The sequence below is a fragment of the Streptomyces sp. NPDC007084 genome, assembly GCF_040703595.1.
In the GTDB taxonomy this organism is placed as follows: Bacteria; Actinomycetota; Actinomycetes; order Streptomycetales; family Streptomycetaceae; genus Streptomyces.
Genome location: NZ_JBEYFY010000006.1, coordinates 1 through 14,530 on the forward strand (window position 1 = coordinate 1; position 14,530 = coordinate 14,530).

Annotated in this window: 14 protein-coding genes and 1 pseudogene; 7 read left to right on the forward strand and 8 right to left on the reverse strand. The window is 68.8% G+C overall.

All coding sequences use genetic code 11. The features are described 5' to 3' along the window. The first annotated feature begins 216 nt into the window (after positions 1 to 216). On the forward strand, positions 217 to 930 hold the full coding sequence (locus AB0912_RS07615; RefSeq protein ID WP_366697208.1) for an SDR family oxidoreductase: 714 nt from the start codon (positions 217 to 219) through the stop codon (positions 928 to 930). A 36-nt stretch (positions 931 to 966) separates the two neighbouring features. Here AB0912_RS07615 and AB0912_RS07620 read toward each other — a convergent pair whose 3' ends face one another. After that, positions 967 to 1,317, reverse strand: a complete 351-nt coding sequence (locus tag AB0912_RS07620; protein WP_366697045.1) for a hypothetical protein — start codon at positions 1,315 to 1,317, stop codon at positions 967 to 969. A gap of 111 nt (positions 1,318 to 1,428) precedes the next feature. Between AB0912_RS07620 and AB0912_RS07625 the strand changes: the two are divergent. Continuing rightward, positions 1,429 to 1,947: pseudogene (locus AB0912_RS07625) on the forward strand (tyrosine-type recombinase/integrase); the annotation flags it as partial. Positions 1,948 to 2,020: 73 nt separating this feature from the next. Here AB0912_RS07625 and AB0912_RS07630 read toward each other — a convergent pair. The 7 genes from AB0912_RS07630 to AB0912_RS07660 form a co-directional block, all read right to left on the reverse strand. Continuing rightward, positions 2,021 to 2,566, reverse strand: a complete 546-nt coding sequence (locus tag AB0912_RS07630) for a Pycsar system effector family protein (protein WP_366697046.1) — start codon at positions 2,564 to 2,566, stop codon at positions 2,021 to 2,023. Between the two features lie 53 nt (positions 2,567 to 2,619). Then, entirely contained in the window at positions 2,620 to 3,003 is a 384-nt protein-coding gene (locus tag AB0912_RS07635) for a hypothetical protein (RefSeq protein WP_366697047.1), read from the reverse strand. After that, a complete protein-coding gene (locus AB0912_RS07640) occupies positions 3,000 to 3,809 on the reverse strand; it encodes a hypothetical protein (RefSeq protein WP_366697048.1) in 810 nt (269 codons plus the stop codon). Before AB0912_RS07640 ends, AB0912_RS07635 begins: the two co-directional genes overlap by 4 nt. Positions 3,810 to 4,071: 262 nt before the next feature. Then, the gene (locus AB0912_RS07645; protein WP_366697049.1) at positions 4,072 to 6,339 is read right to left on the reverse strand and encodes a hypothetical protein; all 2,268 of its coding nucleotides are present in this window, start codon (positions 6,337 to 6,339) and stop codon (positions 4,072 to 4,074) included. Further along, positions 6,336 to 7,166: a hypothetical protein gene (locus AB0912_RS07650; RefSeq protein ID WP_366697050.1), complete on the reverse strand. Its 831-nt coding sequence runs from the start codon at positions 7,164 to 7,166 to the stop codon at positions 6,336 to 6,338. The genes AB0912_RS07645 and AB0912_RS07650 overlap by 4 nt, the downstream gene beginning before the upstream one ends. Positions 7,167 to 7,336: 170 nt before the next feature. Continuing rightward, entirely contained in the window at positions 7,337 to 8,020 is a 684-nt protein-coding gene (locus AB0912_RS07655; RefSeq protein ID WP_366697209.1) for a Crp/Fnr family transcriptional regulator, read from the reverse strand. A 425-nt stretch (positions 8,021 to 8,445) separates the two neighbouring features. Further along, the gene (locus AB0912_RS07660) at positions 8,446 to 9,078 is read right to left on the reverse strand and encodes a hypothetical protein (protein WP_366697051.1); all 633 of its coding nucleotides are present in this window, start codon (positions 9,076 to 9,078) and stop codon (positions 8,446 to 8,448) included. Between the two features lie 384 nt (positions 9,079 to 9,462). Here AB0912_RS07660 and hemL point away from each other — a divergent pair, with 384 nt between their 5' ends. The 5 genes from hemL to AB0912_RS07685 all read left to right on the forward strand — a co-directional run bounded on the left by hemL (position 9,463) and on the right by AB0912_RS07685 (position 14,530). Next, complete coding sequence (hemL, locus tag AB0912_RS07665) at positions 9,463 to 10,779, forward strand: glutamate-1-semialdehyde 2,1-aminomutase (protein ID WP_366697052.1); 1,317 nt, start codon at positions 9,463 to 9,465, stop codon at positions 10,777 to 10,779. A 14-nt stretch (positions 10,780 to 10,793) separates the two neighbouring features. After that, a complete protein-coding gene (locus tag AB0912_RS07670; RefSeq protein ID WP_366697210.1) occupies positions 10,794 to 11,483 on the forward strand; it encodes a histidine phosphatase family protein in 690 nt (229 codons plus the stop codon). 234 nt (positions 11,484 to 11,717) lie between these two features. After that, positions 11,718 to 12,974, forward strand: coding sequence for a hypothetical protein (locus AB0912_RS07675; RefSeq protein WP_366697053.1), 1,257 nt, complete (start codon positions 11,718 to 11,720; stop codon positions 12,972 to 12,974). A gap of 145 nt (positions 12,975 to 13,119) precedes the next feature. Next, positions 13,120 to 13,743 (forward strand): TlpA disulfide reductase family protein, encoded by a 624-nt coding sequence (locus AB0912_RS07680; RefSeq protein ID WP_366697054.1) that lies wholly within the window; start codon positions 13,120 to 13,122, stop codon positions 13,741 to 13,743. Positions 13,744 to 13,792: 49 nt separating this feature from the next. Then, positions 13,793 to 14,530, forward strand: a complete 738-nt coding sequence (locus tag AB0912_RS07685) for a cytochrome c biogenesis protein CcdA (RefSeq protein WP_366697211.1) — start codon at positions 13,793 to 13,795, stop codon at positions 14,528 to 14,530.

A 14,530-nucleotide genomic window follows, 5' to 3' on the forward strand; every position in this document is an offset into this window, starting at 1 on the left:
GCCCGACGGTCGGCGCCCGGCGCCCGGCGGCTGACGCCCGACGCCCGACGGCTGACGGTCGGCGAGCGGCGGCCGACGGGCGGGCCCGCGCGAGACTGGGACGAGGACGCGACGGGACGCGACAGGACAGGACGGGTGATGGGGAACGTGCGGGACGTGCGGGACGTGCGAGAGGTGCGGGACGTGCGAGAGGTGCGGGACGGGGGCGGGGTGACGGTGGTGACCGGCGGCAGCCGGGGGATCGGCGCGGCGGTGTGCCGGCGGCTGGCGCGGGACGGGCACGACGTCGTCGTCGGCTACCGGTCCGGCGCGGCGGCGGCCGAGGAGGTGGCCGAGGCGGTCCGGGCGGCGGGGCGCCGCTGTCTGACGGTGGCGGTCGACACGTCGGACGCCGCCGCGGTCGACCGGCTCTTCGACGCGGCGGCGGCCGAACTCGGCCCGGTCACCGGCCTGGTGAACAACGCGGGGATCAGCGGCCCCAACGGCCGCCTCGCGGACGCGGACCCCGCCGGCATGCGGCAGGCCCTGGAGGTGAACGTCCTCGGCTATCTGCTCTGCGCCCGCCGCGCGGTACGGGAGATGACCGGGGCGGGCGGGGGAGCGATCGTCAACATCTCCTCGGCGGCGGCGACGCTGGGGAGCCCGGGCCAGTACGTCCATTACGCCGCCGCGAAGGCCGCGGTGGACGCGCTGACGGTCGGCCTGTCCAAGGAGGTCGCGGCCGACGGCATCCGCGTGAACTGCGTGGCCCCCGGCACGATCTGGACCGACTTCCACGAGAACCCCGACCGCCCGGCCCACGTCGCCCCGACCATCCCTCTCGGCCGCGCGGGCCACCCGGAGGAGATCGCCGGCGCGGTGTCCTGGCTCCTGTCACCGGACGCGTCGTATGCGACGGGGGCGGTGCTGAGGGTGGCGGGCGGGTTGTAGTCGGGGGTCGGGCCGAACGGAGGCTGAAGGTGGTGGTCAGGAGCTGGGAAGCAGCGCCAGTACGGTGGATTGGACGAGTTGGGCGGCGGTGAGGAGATTGGGGATGCCGCCGCAGCGTTCGACGAGGTTCTGGAGCATGTAGCGCAAGGTGCCGGGCTCGCGTTCGGGTTCATCGAGGCGCGGCGTGATCATGTCGAGATCGCGCAGAGCGGCGGCCGCGTCGGGGTACTGGCCGCGCAACCCTTCCAGGTGTCGTCGGAGGTCCTCGATACTCTCGCGGGCTTTGTCGACGGCTTCGTTGGTGATGTTGTTGGTCTGCGTGGCGTTCTGAGAAAACGCCGCGGCCTGGGCCGGCCCGGTCATGTGACCGGTGTTGATGATGCCCAAGTTGGGACCGTTGGGGACGGGGTCGGACGGGCGGCGGATGGGCATGGGCGCTCCTCGGGAGACTGGTAGATCAGTTCGTCATGGAGGGGTTGGCGGAGAACGGAGTGGCCGGCCCAACTTGCCGCCACCCTCAAGGCCCACATGAAGGAGTTCCCGCCCGTCGCCGTCACGCTGCCCTGGGCCAAGCCGGACGGCGAACCGAAGACCTTCCGCCTGCTCTTCGTCGATGAGAAGAGTCGGGCGTACAACCGCAGCGTCTTCAACATGGGTGTCTGGAAGCTCGCCCTGGCTGCCGCCGGCGTGATCCCTCCACGCGAGCGCGGCGCGCGCTACCTCCACGCGGCCCCGGAAGACGGCATGCACGCCCTCCGGCACGCCTGCGCCTCCGTACTCCTGGACGCGGGGGAGAGCATCAAGGCGCTCTCCGAATACCTCGGTCACTCGGACCCGGGCTTCACGCTGCGGACGTATACGCATCTGCTGCCGTCCAGCGAGACCCGCACTCGCAAGGCGATCGATGACGCCTTCACCGAGGCCAACGCTGAAGATCGAGGCAGCGCTTCCGATGGCCAGGACACATCCGTGCCTACGCCGAAACCAACGTGCCCGCGTTGCGCACTGGCCGCCTGACGGCCTCTTCCGGCACATTACGAGGGCGGGGCGGTGAGTGGGACGGCACGCATCGACTGGCCGCGTTCACCGCTCAGACTGCTGCCAGCACGCTCCCCCCTAGGGCAATCGTTCCGAGGAGGAAGCAGACCAGTCCTGTCCTGATCCACCGGTGCTTGGCTGCCACGATGTCGCTCGTGTTGCGGAGTGCGATCACCAGACCGGACATCTGCTCCTCGTCGGTGGTGCGCAGAGCGTCGGTGAGTACCCCGGAACCTGCGGCTCGACGGATGTCGAGGAAATACGTCAGGGGACTGCCGGTCTGCCACTGGCTTGCCCGGTAGCGGGGAGCTGTCGCGAACAGTAGAAAGCCCAGCGCAAGAGCCCAGGTCAGGCCACTGGCTACGCCCAAGGGCCGGCTGAAGCCCGTGGCCGGCATCCTGCTCCAGTACGTGCTCAGGACGACTCCGGCACACACTCCCAGCGCGCCGATGAGAACTGATGCTTTGGCGTCGGCACGACCGATTTCGGCTCGCACTTCGGCCAACAGGCGTTCCGCTGCGTGCACCCCCGACGAATCGGAAATGAGCCGTGGTGCGGGCTCGTGAGAGGAGGACGTCGTGCTCGTGACACCCGTCATCTTCGGTACTCCTGACATTGGTTCCGGAAGAAGACAGCCCTGCTGCCGTCAGATCACGGCAAGCTGGACCACAGCAGCGCACCGGCCCCCAACAGGCCGCCCCACAGCGCGCCGCGGTGACCGAGCCGGCCTACTGCCTCGCGAAGCGCCGACAGCACCGTGCTCACGCAGCGGTGCCCGGCGCTCGCGACGGCGCACACCGCGTCTCCGTAGATGTAGGCGAAGGGTGCGGCATGGCCGGAAACACGGCGCTGCGCCCGGGTCCAGCAGTATTCGGGCAACAGGAGTCCGACGACCATGACGTTCACCGCATACTCCATGCCAGTCTCCAGGTGAGTCAGTAGCGGCACGGCAGCCCACCGGAGCAGCACGTAGCAGGCGACGCCGACGATGAGAGCAGGCACGAGGGCCCGCTCGACGTCCGCAGGCGTGGTCACCCTCCGTCTCCGGACGTGTCCGGTCGCTCGTCCTGGTGGCTGGGCCCCGGCTCCAGCTGTTCCCGGTAGAGGGGGTGTTTGCGAGTCCGTCCTCGGCCAGCGTCGTTGAGTCGCTCCTTCACAGCCGCCAGAGCCGCCCGCGAGGCATCCTCCAACATGTGATCCTCAACTGCTCCGGAGTCGAGGACCCGCTCGATGACGCGAATCTGGTTGGCGCTGGCCTCGCGCTCGTCCTCGCGAATCGACTCGATCGCGAGCGGGATGTCCCCCGGGTTCTGTGCCAGGTGCGCGCCCCAGCGCTCGAACTCGCCCTGGGACAGCAGCCGGGCGTAGAAGGAACTGCTCTCCTCCATGACTTCCTGTTCGTTGTGGGTGCGCAGCCGGGTCAGTTCGTGCTCGCTCCGTGTCCGCTGTTTTGTGTAGTCGAGGGAACGCAGCGAGGACAGTTGGCCGATCGCCTCTTCGTCGAGGCTGAGCCGCACTTCGCATTGGATGTCTAGCCCCTTGTCGGCGGCCAAGGGTGCGGCAGCCAGCGCCTCCATCACCGCGATCTCGGCCGCGGCACTCTCCTCGATGGCGTAACGGCGACTTTCCCGGCGCATTTGGGTCAGCAGGCGGGGCTCCAGCACCGCGCGAACGTCACGGATCTGCTGCTCTACGATTTTGGCGGGGTCGACGACCCGCCAGGTCAGATCAGTCTCTGCGGAGAAGAATGCGGCATCGCCGTCGCTCGGGAGCCGGTGTTCCAGAGACATGTGCTGAATGCCCATGTCCACTTCGTACAACGTGCGGAAGTTGCTGGTCACCAGCTCTCCGCGGGTGGGCTGTTGGTGCGGGAGATACGTCTGGGGTCGTCCTCCGGACGTCAGGAATACCAGTGCGCGTTCCGCGTAGGTCGGTGGCCGGTTGCGTACGTATTCGAATCGGCCCAGGCTTCGTACTTGGCGTACGGGGTCATTGATGAGTGCCATGCGTTCTCCTGCTGTCTGGGCGCCGTACACGGGGCAGCGATTTGCGCGAGGGGCGGTGCGTTGGTTCCGGCCGGAATCGGGTGTGGCGGACGTGCCGTCACAGGGGACGGGGCAGTGCCGCAGGGCTGTCGGCGAGACCGGCACGAAGCCGGGCGGCGGTGGAGCCCCGGGCTCCGTTCGAGGTGTCGAGCCGACGCAGTAGGAAGTCCAACCGCTCCCAGTCGTTCTGGGTCTCGACCAGCAGAGGAAGCAGTCCGCCCAGCGCCGACTCGACGTCCGACGCAGTGTCGTATCGCTCCGTCTCCTCGAATTGCGCCGCGTTCGTGAACGCGCGGTGCTCTGACGCTTTTGCGGACGCACGCTCTGCGACCTGGACCCAGCGAGCCAGTTCGTCACGTGCCGCGTCGCGATGGGAACGGTTGGCCAGCAAGGCCCGCCACATCACGACGACGTACCGCCGGGCACGGGCATCGTGGTCTGCCAGCCACAGCAGCCTGGGCCATGCAGTTGCCGCAGTACTCGTAGCCGAGTGGCGCTTGCGTGCCCCCCGGAGAAATCCTGCTGCGGCCAGGTCGCGCAGGGGACCTCGGCTTCCGTGCCACTGCACGAGCCGCTCCAGGACGGCGACCGCTGCAGGTCCCTGAAGCAATGCCTCCAGGGCCTGCTCGAGCGCTGATTGGAGCGCGCTGTCCGGCGCCGGTCCGGTCGCGGCCATCCGTCCAATGTCCCGGAGCGCACTTGTCGCAGTGGCACCGCCCAGCAGGGCATAGGAGCGGGTTGCCGTCCATCTCCGTGCCAAGTTATGCCGCCTGCTCCAGTTGGAGAGCAGGCGCCTGACCGCAGTGTCCATACCATGTTCGGCGGCGGTGTACAGCGCCCATGCGGCGAGCTGCCGCTGCATTGGCCGCGACGAAGAACCCCACTGGCTGAGGAAGTTATCGAAGGCGTAACCGAAGTCCGCAGCCGCCAGCACCCCCGAGGCCACTGCGGCTCGCAGCCGTACGAAGACCCGTCGGTCCGTCACGAGAGTGTCAAGCCACGCCAGCAGAGGCTTTCTGACGGCTGGGTGGCTGGTCCAGACGTGACTCAGGACACTGCTCCAGAGGGATTCGTTCTGGAATGCGACGACCCGTTCGGGCAGGCGTCCCCATGCGGTGTCGGTCTCATCGTCGTATTCCCGGGCCCTGGCCAACGCCAATCGGTCCGCCGGGGATGAACCGAAGACGGGATATCCGGCGGCGCGATCGGGTTCCTCGACGGTGCGTAGCTGTATATAGAGGAGGTCTCCGAGTTCGGCCACCAACGGATATGGCAAGCCGTCGAATACAGCGAGCGAGATCAGAAACGCCTTGTCGCGCAGCGTTGCTCCGCGTAATTGGTCGCCTTCGCCGAACCACCTGCTGGTGATCTCCTCGGCCGATGTACGGCCGTACCCGGACAGCTCCTCGTCGTCGCAGCGGCCCGCTGCGTACTTCACGAGAAGCCGGGCGAAGCCTGCAGCCTCTGCGGGCGACGGGCCGACGCTCAAGTACCGTACGGTCGGCTCCAGTTCGAGCAGAAGCCGAGCCTTGTCGGCTGCCACGGCACCACCGGATGGCCCGTCTGCCGCCGAGTGCCGGATCGCGTGTAGCAGGTGCGCCCGCGCGATGTCAGCGGCCGGAGGGGGTTCCCAACCATCCGCCGTCACGTCCTCCATGGCGGTGCCGTGCGCTGCGACGACGACGAAGAGTCCGTCGTCCCCAAGCCGGCGACGGACGGCGTTCAGATGGACGTCCCGCAACGGACTGTCCTGGCTGGTGATCGGATCCACCACCACATGGGCCCCGCCGGGTTGGATGTGGTCGGCGAATTCGGCCGCCTCCGTACCTGGATCCAGCTCGATCACCTCACCGGCCTTCGGGCCGGCCTGCATGAGCATGCGCAGGGCCGCGGTCCTGCGGCCGGTGCCGGGCCGCCCGCGCAGAACGAGGACGCGCCGGACGGTGAGTTCCGAACACAGCTCGTCATACCGCCGATTCGGTGCGAACGTCTCGGCCAGGTAGTCGAGTTCGGCCGTCGGCAGGGGACCGACAGTGTGCAACCGGGGCATCGAATTCTCGCGCAGGTACACATCGACGCGCTTGTCGCCCGCGACGACATCGCCGGACACTCGGGTGTCTCCCATGACGTTGGCTCGCCCCGACCTCAGATGCGGCGCGAGAGCGAAGAGCTGCTCGATGGCCTCCCATGCCTCAGGGGCGGGGTCCTCGTCCGGTGGCGGTGCGCCCACGTCCGCGGTATCGGCGGGCCGCCCAGGATCTTTCTCCGCCTCGGGTCCGGTGCCGACGTCCTCGGGGTCTATTGGGGTTTCCACGTGCTGGTTCACTGTCCGGTTCCTTCCACGCCACGCTGTTGGGCCGACTTGGCGAGGCCGGTACCAACGTGCTTGTCACCCGCAATGGCGTCCCCGGCGATACTCGCGGTCCCGAAGAAGAAATTGCCGGTGCGCGTGTGCAGAGCCGGAACCCGAGCCGCGTCGGCCGAGCGCTCGGACTCGGATACCGTCGCGGTCGCCTCAGCGGGGACGGTCGACGCGATCGACTCAGCAGCGGGCTGTTCCGACCGGACGGTGCCCGTGTGCGGTCGCGAGCTGTCGTGGTACCAGCCCGTCAGAGTGGCGCCTTCTTTACTGTCGACGGTCAGTGGGTGGAAGTGCTCGGGCCGGACACCGGGATGCGCGTGACGCACCACGCCCTGATACACGGCGTCGGACACGCACAGGACACTCGGCTCTGACGTCGTGGCCAACTCCTTTCGCAGCCCTGGTGCGTCCAAGAGCCGGAAGGCGTGGACGAGGTCCGCGCCGACCGCACCGAACTCGTCCAGTGCCACCTCACCGGTGTGGACGACGATCCGCAGTCTGATCCGAGCGTCCTCGGCGGCCAGCCGGTTGGTGCTGACGAGTTGCTCAGGTGTCGCCGTCAGCAAGGCCCTGAGCAGCGCGGGCTTCGGCACGGCCGGATGGATGAGGACGAAGACGCCGTCGCCGCGGTCCTCGCTCCGATACTCGGTCGGCTCGATGGCAGCAGCCGACAGGGTCTCGTGGAGGACTGTGTACAACATGCGGTGAATGACGGCTTGTTCGCTGTCGCGTCGCCGTCCTGATCCCTCCATGTCCATGAGCAGGATCGTCTTGTTGCTGGGTTCCGCCATGCGTGTCTCCTCGGGTGTGCGCGACCGTCGCGTCAGGTCAAAAGCGAAAACGGGAGTGGGGAATCAACTACCGGCCCAACCGCTCTGCCTGGTCCGAACCGCTCCATGCCCAGACTTCAGCAGCGCGTCGTGTGCCGCGAGGACTGATGCCGCACGGTTGATGTGACGGATTACGCAGAACCGCCGATCCGGCGCAGCATTTCCGGCCTGACCACCACCAGGGCCTGACGGTGCGTGGTGATATATCCGCGCTCTCGTAGTTCGCGCAGAAGGCGGGTGACCGACTCGCGGGACGAACCCACGGCCCCGGCGAGCTCCTGCTGAGTGAGCGGCACCCTGACGAGAACCCCCTCCGGTACCGGTTCACCGTGGTGCCGGGCCAGCTCCAGCAGTAGGCGCGCCAGTCTCTCCTTGACACCGCAGGCTGCGAGTTCCAAGCGCTTGCGATCCGCGGCACGCATCCGGTCGGTGACCAGGGCCATGAGCTGACGCGTTGCGATCGGATGCTCGTCCAGGAATGCCCTGAAGCGGTCCGAGGAGATGACCACGGCTCTGATGGGCTCCAGCGTGGTCACCGAAGCGGACCGTGATGTGTCCTGCAACGCGGCGCTTTCGCCGATGACGTCCCCCGGTCCACGCAGAGCCAACAGCGCCTCGTGTCCGCCGGGGGAGCCGTCGGTCACCTTCAGCCAGCCCTCCAGGATCAGTAGGACGTGGGAGGACGGCTCTCCCTTCATGAGCACGACCGTACGGGCTGGATAGCGCAGTTCGGCTCCGGCTGCGATCAACGCCGCCGACTCCGCCTCCGGGAGCCGGGCGAGGTAAGGGACGCGGTCGTCGGTCAGAAGGGGTATGGCGGCCTCAGCCGAAGCGCGTAAGGCCCCCGGCTTCGCGCTTCTAGCGGCGCTGTCCACAGCAGTGTCCTTCCCACAATGGAACTCATTCGCCGCCAACGCCGCCCGTCGAGCGGGCACCCATGCAGTTCGCGGGAGCCTGCGGGATCGTCTGCGGCACGAGGTCCTCTCAAATGCCCGACGATTCTGGCGCATGCCTCTGACAATGGGCAATGTTGTATGAACAACGCGTCACTGGCAGCCCATAGAGGCACGCGCGGCACTGGCACGGGCGGAGCGCTAGCTGTGGGGGAACGGTCCGCGCAAGTCAGTGCCCTGGTCGCAACCCATGTGCGCTCAATGTGCCCTGGCCGCCTGACGGCCCCTCTGGGGACATGAAAAAGGCGAGGCCCGAAGACCCCGCCCGACTCTCACGAAACCCCAGCTCAAGGCCAGACCAGGCAATAAGCCTGATGCCCCGCCTCATGCAGCCGATGGCTGAAGTCCTGCCACTCGTGGAGCAGCTGGTACACGTTGAACGCGTCGCGTGGGCCGCCGCGGTCGGGGACCGTGGACCAGATGAAGGCCGCCGCGCCGACCGCCTCCTCGCCGATGCCGCGCAGCGGGTCCACCACCGTCATGGGGAGCTTGACCACGGCGTAGTCGGGGTGGAGCACGACCAGCTCCAGGGGCGGGACCTTGTGCAGCGGGACGCCCTCGATGCCGGTGAGGACCATCGCGGCCATCGTCTCCGGCTTGATCTTGGTGAACATGCCGTTCATGCCCAGCTCGTCGCCGCCGAGTTCCTCGGGGCGCATCGAGATCGGGACCCGGGCCGCCGTCGCGCCGTCCGGGGCGCCGAAGTATTTGTACGTCACCCCCACCCGGCCACCATTCCCGCTTCCCGCCCGCGACCGCTCCACCGAGCCGTCAGCCCGCTCGGCGTCGCCCTGCGGTCCCTGTGCCTGTCCTGCCCGTGTGCCGGCCGCTTCCTCCGCCTCGCGTCGGTGCCTTCCCCGCCGGGCACGCCGAGGACCGAGGTCATCGGTCCCCTCGCCCAGTCCGCCACCGCGATGCATATCTCCACCCGACTGCTTTTCTAAGGCGCGCGACCCCCGCCACGCAACCCGATCATCGTGACAGTGACCTCCCCCACGGCCGCACGCCGAAACGTACGCTGAAACACCTGTCCGCGGGATCTTCGCGGCCCCTGAACACCATGGTTCATGTGAGCTGTCCGTCCGTAGCCCCAGTTTCGCAGATGGCCGGGGCAAGGAGGCCGGTTGTCGTACCGGGCTCCGCGCCGCCCGTCCGCGATGGCCGGGATCACTCCTCTCCGGAGGCGTACGTCGGCCCGCCCCCCAGCGTTCACGCTCCGCCGTTCTTCCCCTCCCGGGCCCCGGGAGCCGCTGGCCTACCCTGAGGTAGTCACTAGCCCCCCGGAGTCGGAGACGTCGCAGGTCATGACCGAACTGCCTTATCCCTACGAAGCCCCAGCCTCGCAGTCGCTGTTCGACCGTGCGGCCGCCGTCACCCCAGGTGGCGTGAACTCGCCGGTGCGCGCCTTCCGGGCCGTGGGCGGTACGCCCCGGTTCATGGTGTCCGGCACCGGTCCGTACCTCACGGACGCCGATGGCCGTGAATACGTCGACCTGGTCTGCTCCTGGGGTCCGATGATCCTCGGACACTCCCACCCCGAGGTCATCGCCGCCGTCCAGGAGGCCGTCTCGCGCGGTACGTCCTTCGGCACGCCCGGTGAGGGAGAGGTCGCCCTCGCCGAGGAGATCGTCGCCCGCGTCGAGCCCGTCGAGCAGGTCCGGCTGGTCTCCAGCGGCACCGAGGCGACGATGTCGGCCATCCGGCTCGCGCGCGGGTTCACCCGGCGCGCCAAGGTGATCAAGTTCGCCGGCTGCTACCACGGCCACGTCGACTCGCTGCTGGCCGCCGCCGGCAGCGGTCTCGCCACCTTCGCCCTGCCGGACACCCCCGGGGTCACCGGCGCGCAGGCCGGCGACACCATCGTCCTGCCGTACAACGACCTCGAAGCCGTGCACGCCGCCTTCCACGCGCACCCCGGTGAGATCGCCTGTGTGATCACCGAGGCCTCGCCCGGCAACATGGGCGTCGTGCCGCCCGCGCCCGGCTTCAACCAGGGCCTGAAGGACGCCTGCGCGAAGAACGGCGCCCTGTACATCTCCGACGAGGTGATGACCGGCTTCCGCACCAGCAAGGCCGGCTGGTACGGGATCGACGGGGTGCGTCCCGACCTGATGACCTTCGGCAAGGTGATGGGCGGGGGCTTCCCGGCCGCCGCGTTCGGTGGCCGCGAGGACGTCATGGCGCACCTCGCGCCGGCCGGCCCGGTGTACCAGGCGGGCACCCTCTCCGGTAACCCCGTCGCCACCGCCGCCGGTCTCGCGCAGCTCCGGCTGCTCGACGACGCGGCGTACGCGAAGGTCGACGCTGTCTCGGAGCAAATCCGGACGCTGGTGACCGAGGCGCTCGCCAAGGAGGGCGTCACCCACCGGCTGCAGAGCGCCTCCAACATGTTCTCCGTGTTCTTCACGGGCCGTGAGGTGCGCGACTACGAGGGCGCGAAGGCGCAGGAGTCCTTCCGCTACACCGCGTTCTTCCACTCGATGCTGGCGCAGGGCGTGTACCTGCCGCCGTCGTCGTTCGAGTCGTGGTTCGTGTCGACGGCCCACGACGACCAGGCGGTTCAGCGGATCGCCGACGCCCTTCCGGCGGCGGCACGGGCAGCGGCGGAGGCCACGGCATGAGCGAGAGCGGGAGCATGAGCGAGAGCGGCGCCGACGACATCACCGTCGTCCACCTGATGCGGCACGGCGAGGTCGCCAACCCGGACGGCGTCCTCTACGGGCGGCTGGCCGGCTACCACCTGTCCGACCTGGGCCGGCGGATGGCCGACCGGGTCGCCGAGCACCTCGCCCCGCGCGATGTGACGTACGTCGTGGCCTCGCCGCTGGAGCGGGCGCAGGAGACCGCCACGCCGATCGCGAAGGCGCACGGTCTCGACCTGGCGACCGACGGGCGGCTCATCGAGGCGGAGAACGTCTTCCAGGGCAAGACCTTCGGGGTCGGCGACGGCGCGCTGCGGCGGCCGGAGAACTGGAAGCACCTGGTCAATCCGTTCAAGCCGTCCTGGGGCGAGCCGTACGTCGACCAGGTGGTGCGGATGATGGGCGCGCTGGACGCGGCCAAGGACGCCGCGCGCGGGCACGAGGCGGTGCTGGTGAGCCATCAGCTCCCGATCTGGATCGTGCGCAGCTACGTGGAGAAGCGGCGGCTGTGGCACGACCCGCGCAAGCGGCAGTGCACGCTGGCGTCCCTGACGACCTTCACCTACCGCGGCGACAAGATCGTGTCCGTGGGCTACAGCGAGCCCGCGCGCGATCTGGTGCCGGCGCATCTCCTCGCGGGCGCCAAGCCGGTGAAGGGCAAGGACAAGGCGTTCGGGGCCTGACGGACGTACACCCCCCGGACGCACCGCCCAACGGGCCCGCACCCCGCGGACGGTAACCCTCACGGACGTACACCGTCAGCCGTGTCATGAACCCGGCCTGTCCGGCCAAATGAGCGCATATTCGTAAAATCATATAAATCTGCGCGAGTTAAACGGAACCCACGACTTCATCGTGCCCTCTCATGGGGTGCCAGCTGAGAGCCAGCTGAGAGGGCGCGATGAAATGAGGACCGTATGCGGGACGTCAGCCGGAGGGGAATGATCGGTCTGGGGGCAGGTGCCGCGGCCGCGATGGGACTTGCCGCGTGCGGCACCACCCAGAAGGACACCGTGGGCCGGCCCGGCGGTTCCCCCACCGCCGGCAGTGCCCGGCCGGGCACTCCGAAGCGGACCGTGCGCCCCATCGGTGACGGTTCCACCGCCTACACGGGCAAGCAGCCGCACCAGCCCGCCCAGCCCGTGCCGCTGGAGCCCGGCCAGACCCCGCCGCAGTTCGTGGTCTTCTCCTGGGACGGCGCCGGCGAGGTCGGCACCGGTCTCTTCGAGCGCTTCCTGCGGCTCGCCAAGGAGAACGAGGCGCACATGACCTTCTTCCTCTCCGGGCTGTATCTGCTGCCCGAGTCGAAGAAGCGGCTGTACGACCCGCCGAACAACCCGCGGGGCGCCTCCGACATCGGCTACCTCAACGATGACCACGTCCGCTCCACCCTGAACCTGGTGCGGCAGGCCTGGCTCGACGGGCACGAGATCGGCACCCACTTCAACGGGCACTTCTGCTCCGGCTCCGGCTCGGTCGCCAACTGGACGCCCCAGCAGTGGCGCAGCGAGATCGCGCAGGCGAAGTCCTTCGTCACCGAGTGGCGCACCAACACGGGCTGGACCGATCTGCCCCCGCTGCCCTTCGACTACGAGAAGGAGCTGATCGGCGCCCGCACCCCGTGTCTGCTCGGCCAGAGCAACCTGCTGCCCACCGCCCGCGAGCTGGGCTGGCGCTACGACGCCTCCTCGCCCGGCGGTGTCCAGCGCTGGCCGCAGAAGAAGGAGGGGCTGTGGGACCTGCCGCTCCAGGCGATCCCGTTCCCCGGGCACCGCTTCGAGGTCCTGTCGATGGACTACAACATCCTCGCCAACCAGTCGATCGCCACCACCCGGGCGCCCTCGTACAACTACCCGGGCTGGCGCACCCAGGCGACCAACTCGTACATCGCGGGATTCAAGCGGGCATACGAGACGAACCGGGCGCCGTTCTTCGTCGGCAACCACTTCGAGGACTGGAACGGCGGCATCTACATGGACGCCGTCGAGAAGGCGTTCACGTACATCGCCCACGAGAAGAGCAAGGGCGCGGACGTACGGCTCGTCTCCTTCCGGCAGTTCGTGGACTGGCTGGACGTGCAGCGGCCCGAGGTGCTGGCCAAGCTCCAGTCGATGGACGTGGGCGAGCAGCCGGCCGGTGGCTGGAACTCCTACCTCCAGGGCAAGGCCGCCTGACAGGCCCTTCGGGGAACGCCGCCTGACACGCCCCTTCGGGGAACGCCGCCGGACACGCCCTTCGGGGAACGCCGCCTGATATGCGGATTTCCGCCCGCAAGGGGGGTGCGGAAGATCCCCGAAACGGGCATGCGAAACTTTTCACATGAGTGCCGCCTGCCGCGCAGACCAGCGCCCGATCCGCACCCGTGGCCGTGCCGCCCTGCTGACCGCCGGGGCCGCCGTCGCCGCGCTCCTTCTGACCGCGTGCGGGTCGGGCGGCACCAAGGGCGGCGCCGGCGGCAGCGGCTTCGTCGCCGGCAAGGACGGCATCTCCACGGTGGCCAAGGCCGACCGGGTCGCCATCCCCGACCTCTCCGGCCCGACCGTCGACGGCAAGCACCTCGACGTCGCGGACTTCAAGGGCAAGGTCGTCGTCCTGAACGTGTGGGGCTCCTGGTGCCCGCCGTGCCGCGCCGAGGCGCCCAACTTCGTCAAGGTCGCCAAGGAGACCGCGAGCCAGGGCGTGCAGTTCGTCGGCATCAACACCCGTGACCCCGGCACCGCCAAGGCGAGGGCCTTCGAGAAGGACAAGGGCGTCACCTACCCGAGCCTGTACGACCCGACCGGCAAGCTGATGCTCCGCTTCGAGAAGGGCACGCTCAACCCGCAGACCATCCCGTCGACGCTCGTCATCGACCGGGACGGGAAGATCGCCGCCCGGACGCTCCAGGCGCTCAGCGCGGACAAGCTGCACGAGATGCTCGACCCCGTCGTCGCGGAGAAGTGACGGCGTGTCCCTTCTCCACTCCTCCACGCAGCTCGCCGCCTCGACCGACATGAACACCACGGTCTACAGCGGCGCCCTGCTGCTCGCCCTGCCGATCGCGGTCCTCGGCGGGCTCATCTCCTTCTTCTCCCCGTGCGTCCTGCCGCTCGTGCCCGGCTATCTGGCCTACGTCACCGGCGTCAGCGGCACGGACCTCGCGGACGCCCGGCGGGGGCGGATGGTCGGCGGCGCGAGCCTGTTCGTCCTCGGCTTCACCGTCGTGTTCGTGTCGGGCGGGGCGCTGTTCGGCTTCTTCGGGTCGACGCTGTTCGAGTACCAGGACACGCTCTCCAAGGTGCTCGGCGTACTCATGATCCTCATGGGCGTCTTCTTCATGGGGATGATGCCCTGGCTGACGCAGCGCGAGTTCCGCTTCCACAAGCGGCCGGTGACGGGCCTGATCGGGGCACCGGTACTGGGCGCGCTGTTCGGCATCGGCTGGACGCCCTGCATCGGCCCGACCCTCGCCTCCGTGCTGGTCCTCTCCTCGAACGAGGCGAGCGCCGGCCGAGGGGCCATACTGACCGTCGCGTACTGCCTCGGTCTCGGCGTGCCCTTCGTCCTCGCCGCCGTCGCCTTCCGCAAGGCGCTCGGCGCGTTCGGCTGGGTCAAGCGCCACTACGTCTGGGTCATGCGGATCGGCGGCACGATGATGATCGTGACCGGCGTGCTCCTGCTCACAGGAGCCTGGGACAGCCTGGTGCAGCAGATGCAGACGTGGTCCAGCGGCTTCACGGTAGGGATCTGA

Coding starts and splice junctions, on each gene's coding strand:
- AB0912_RS07630 (WP_366697046.1), bottom strand. CDS start 2,566: ATGACGGGTGTCACGAGCACGACGTCCTCCTCTCACGAGCCCGCACCA.
- AB0912_RS07650 (WP_366697050.1), bottom strand. CDS start 7,166: ATGGCGGAACCCAGCAACAAGACGATCCTGCTCATGGACATGGAGGGA.
- AB0912_RS07660 (WP_366697051.1), bottom strand. CDS start 9,078: ATGCATCGCGGTGGCGGACTGGGCGAGGGGACCGATGACCTCGGTCCT.
- hemL (WP_366697052.1), top strand. CDS start 9,463: ATGACCGAACTGCCTTATCCCTACGAAGCCCCAGCCTCGCAGTCGCTG.
- AB0912_RS07670 (WP_366697210.1), top strand. CDS start 10,794: ATGAGCGAGAGCGGCGCCGACGACATCACCGTCGTCCACCTGATGCGG.
- AB0912_RS07675 (WP_366697053.1), top strand. CDS start 11,718: ATGCGGGACGTCAGCCGGAGGGGAATGATCGGTCTGGGGGCAGGTGCC.
- AB0912_RS07680 (WP_366697054.1), top strand. CDS start 13,120: ATGAGTGCCGCCTGCCGCGCAGACCAGCGCCCGATCCGCACCCGTGGC.
- AB0912_RS07685 (WP_366697211.1), top strand. CDS start 13,793: ATGAACACCACGGTCTACAGCGGCGCCCTGCTGCTCGCCCTGCCGATC.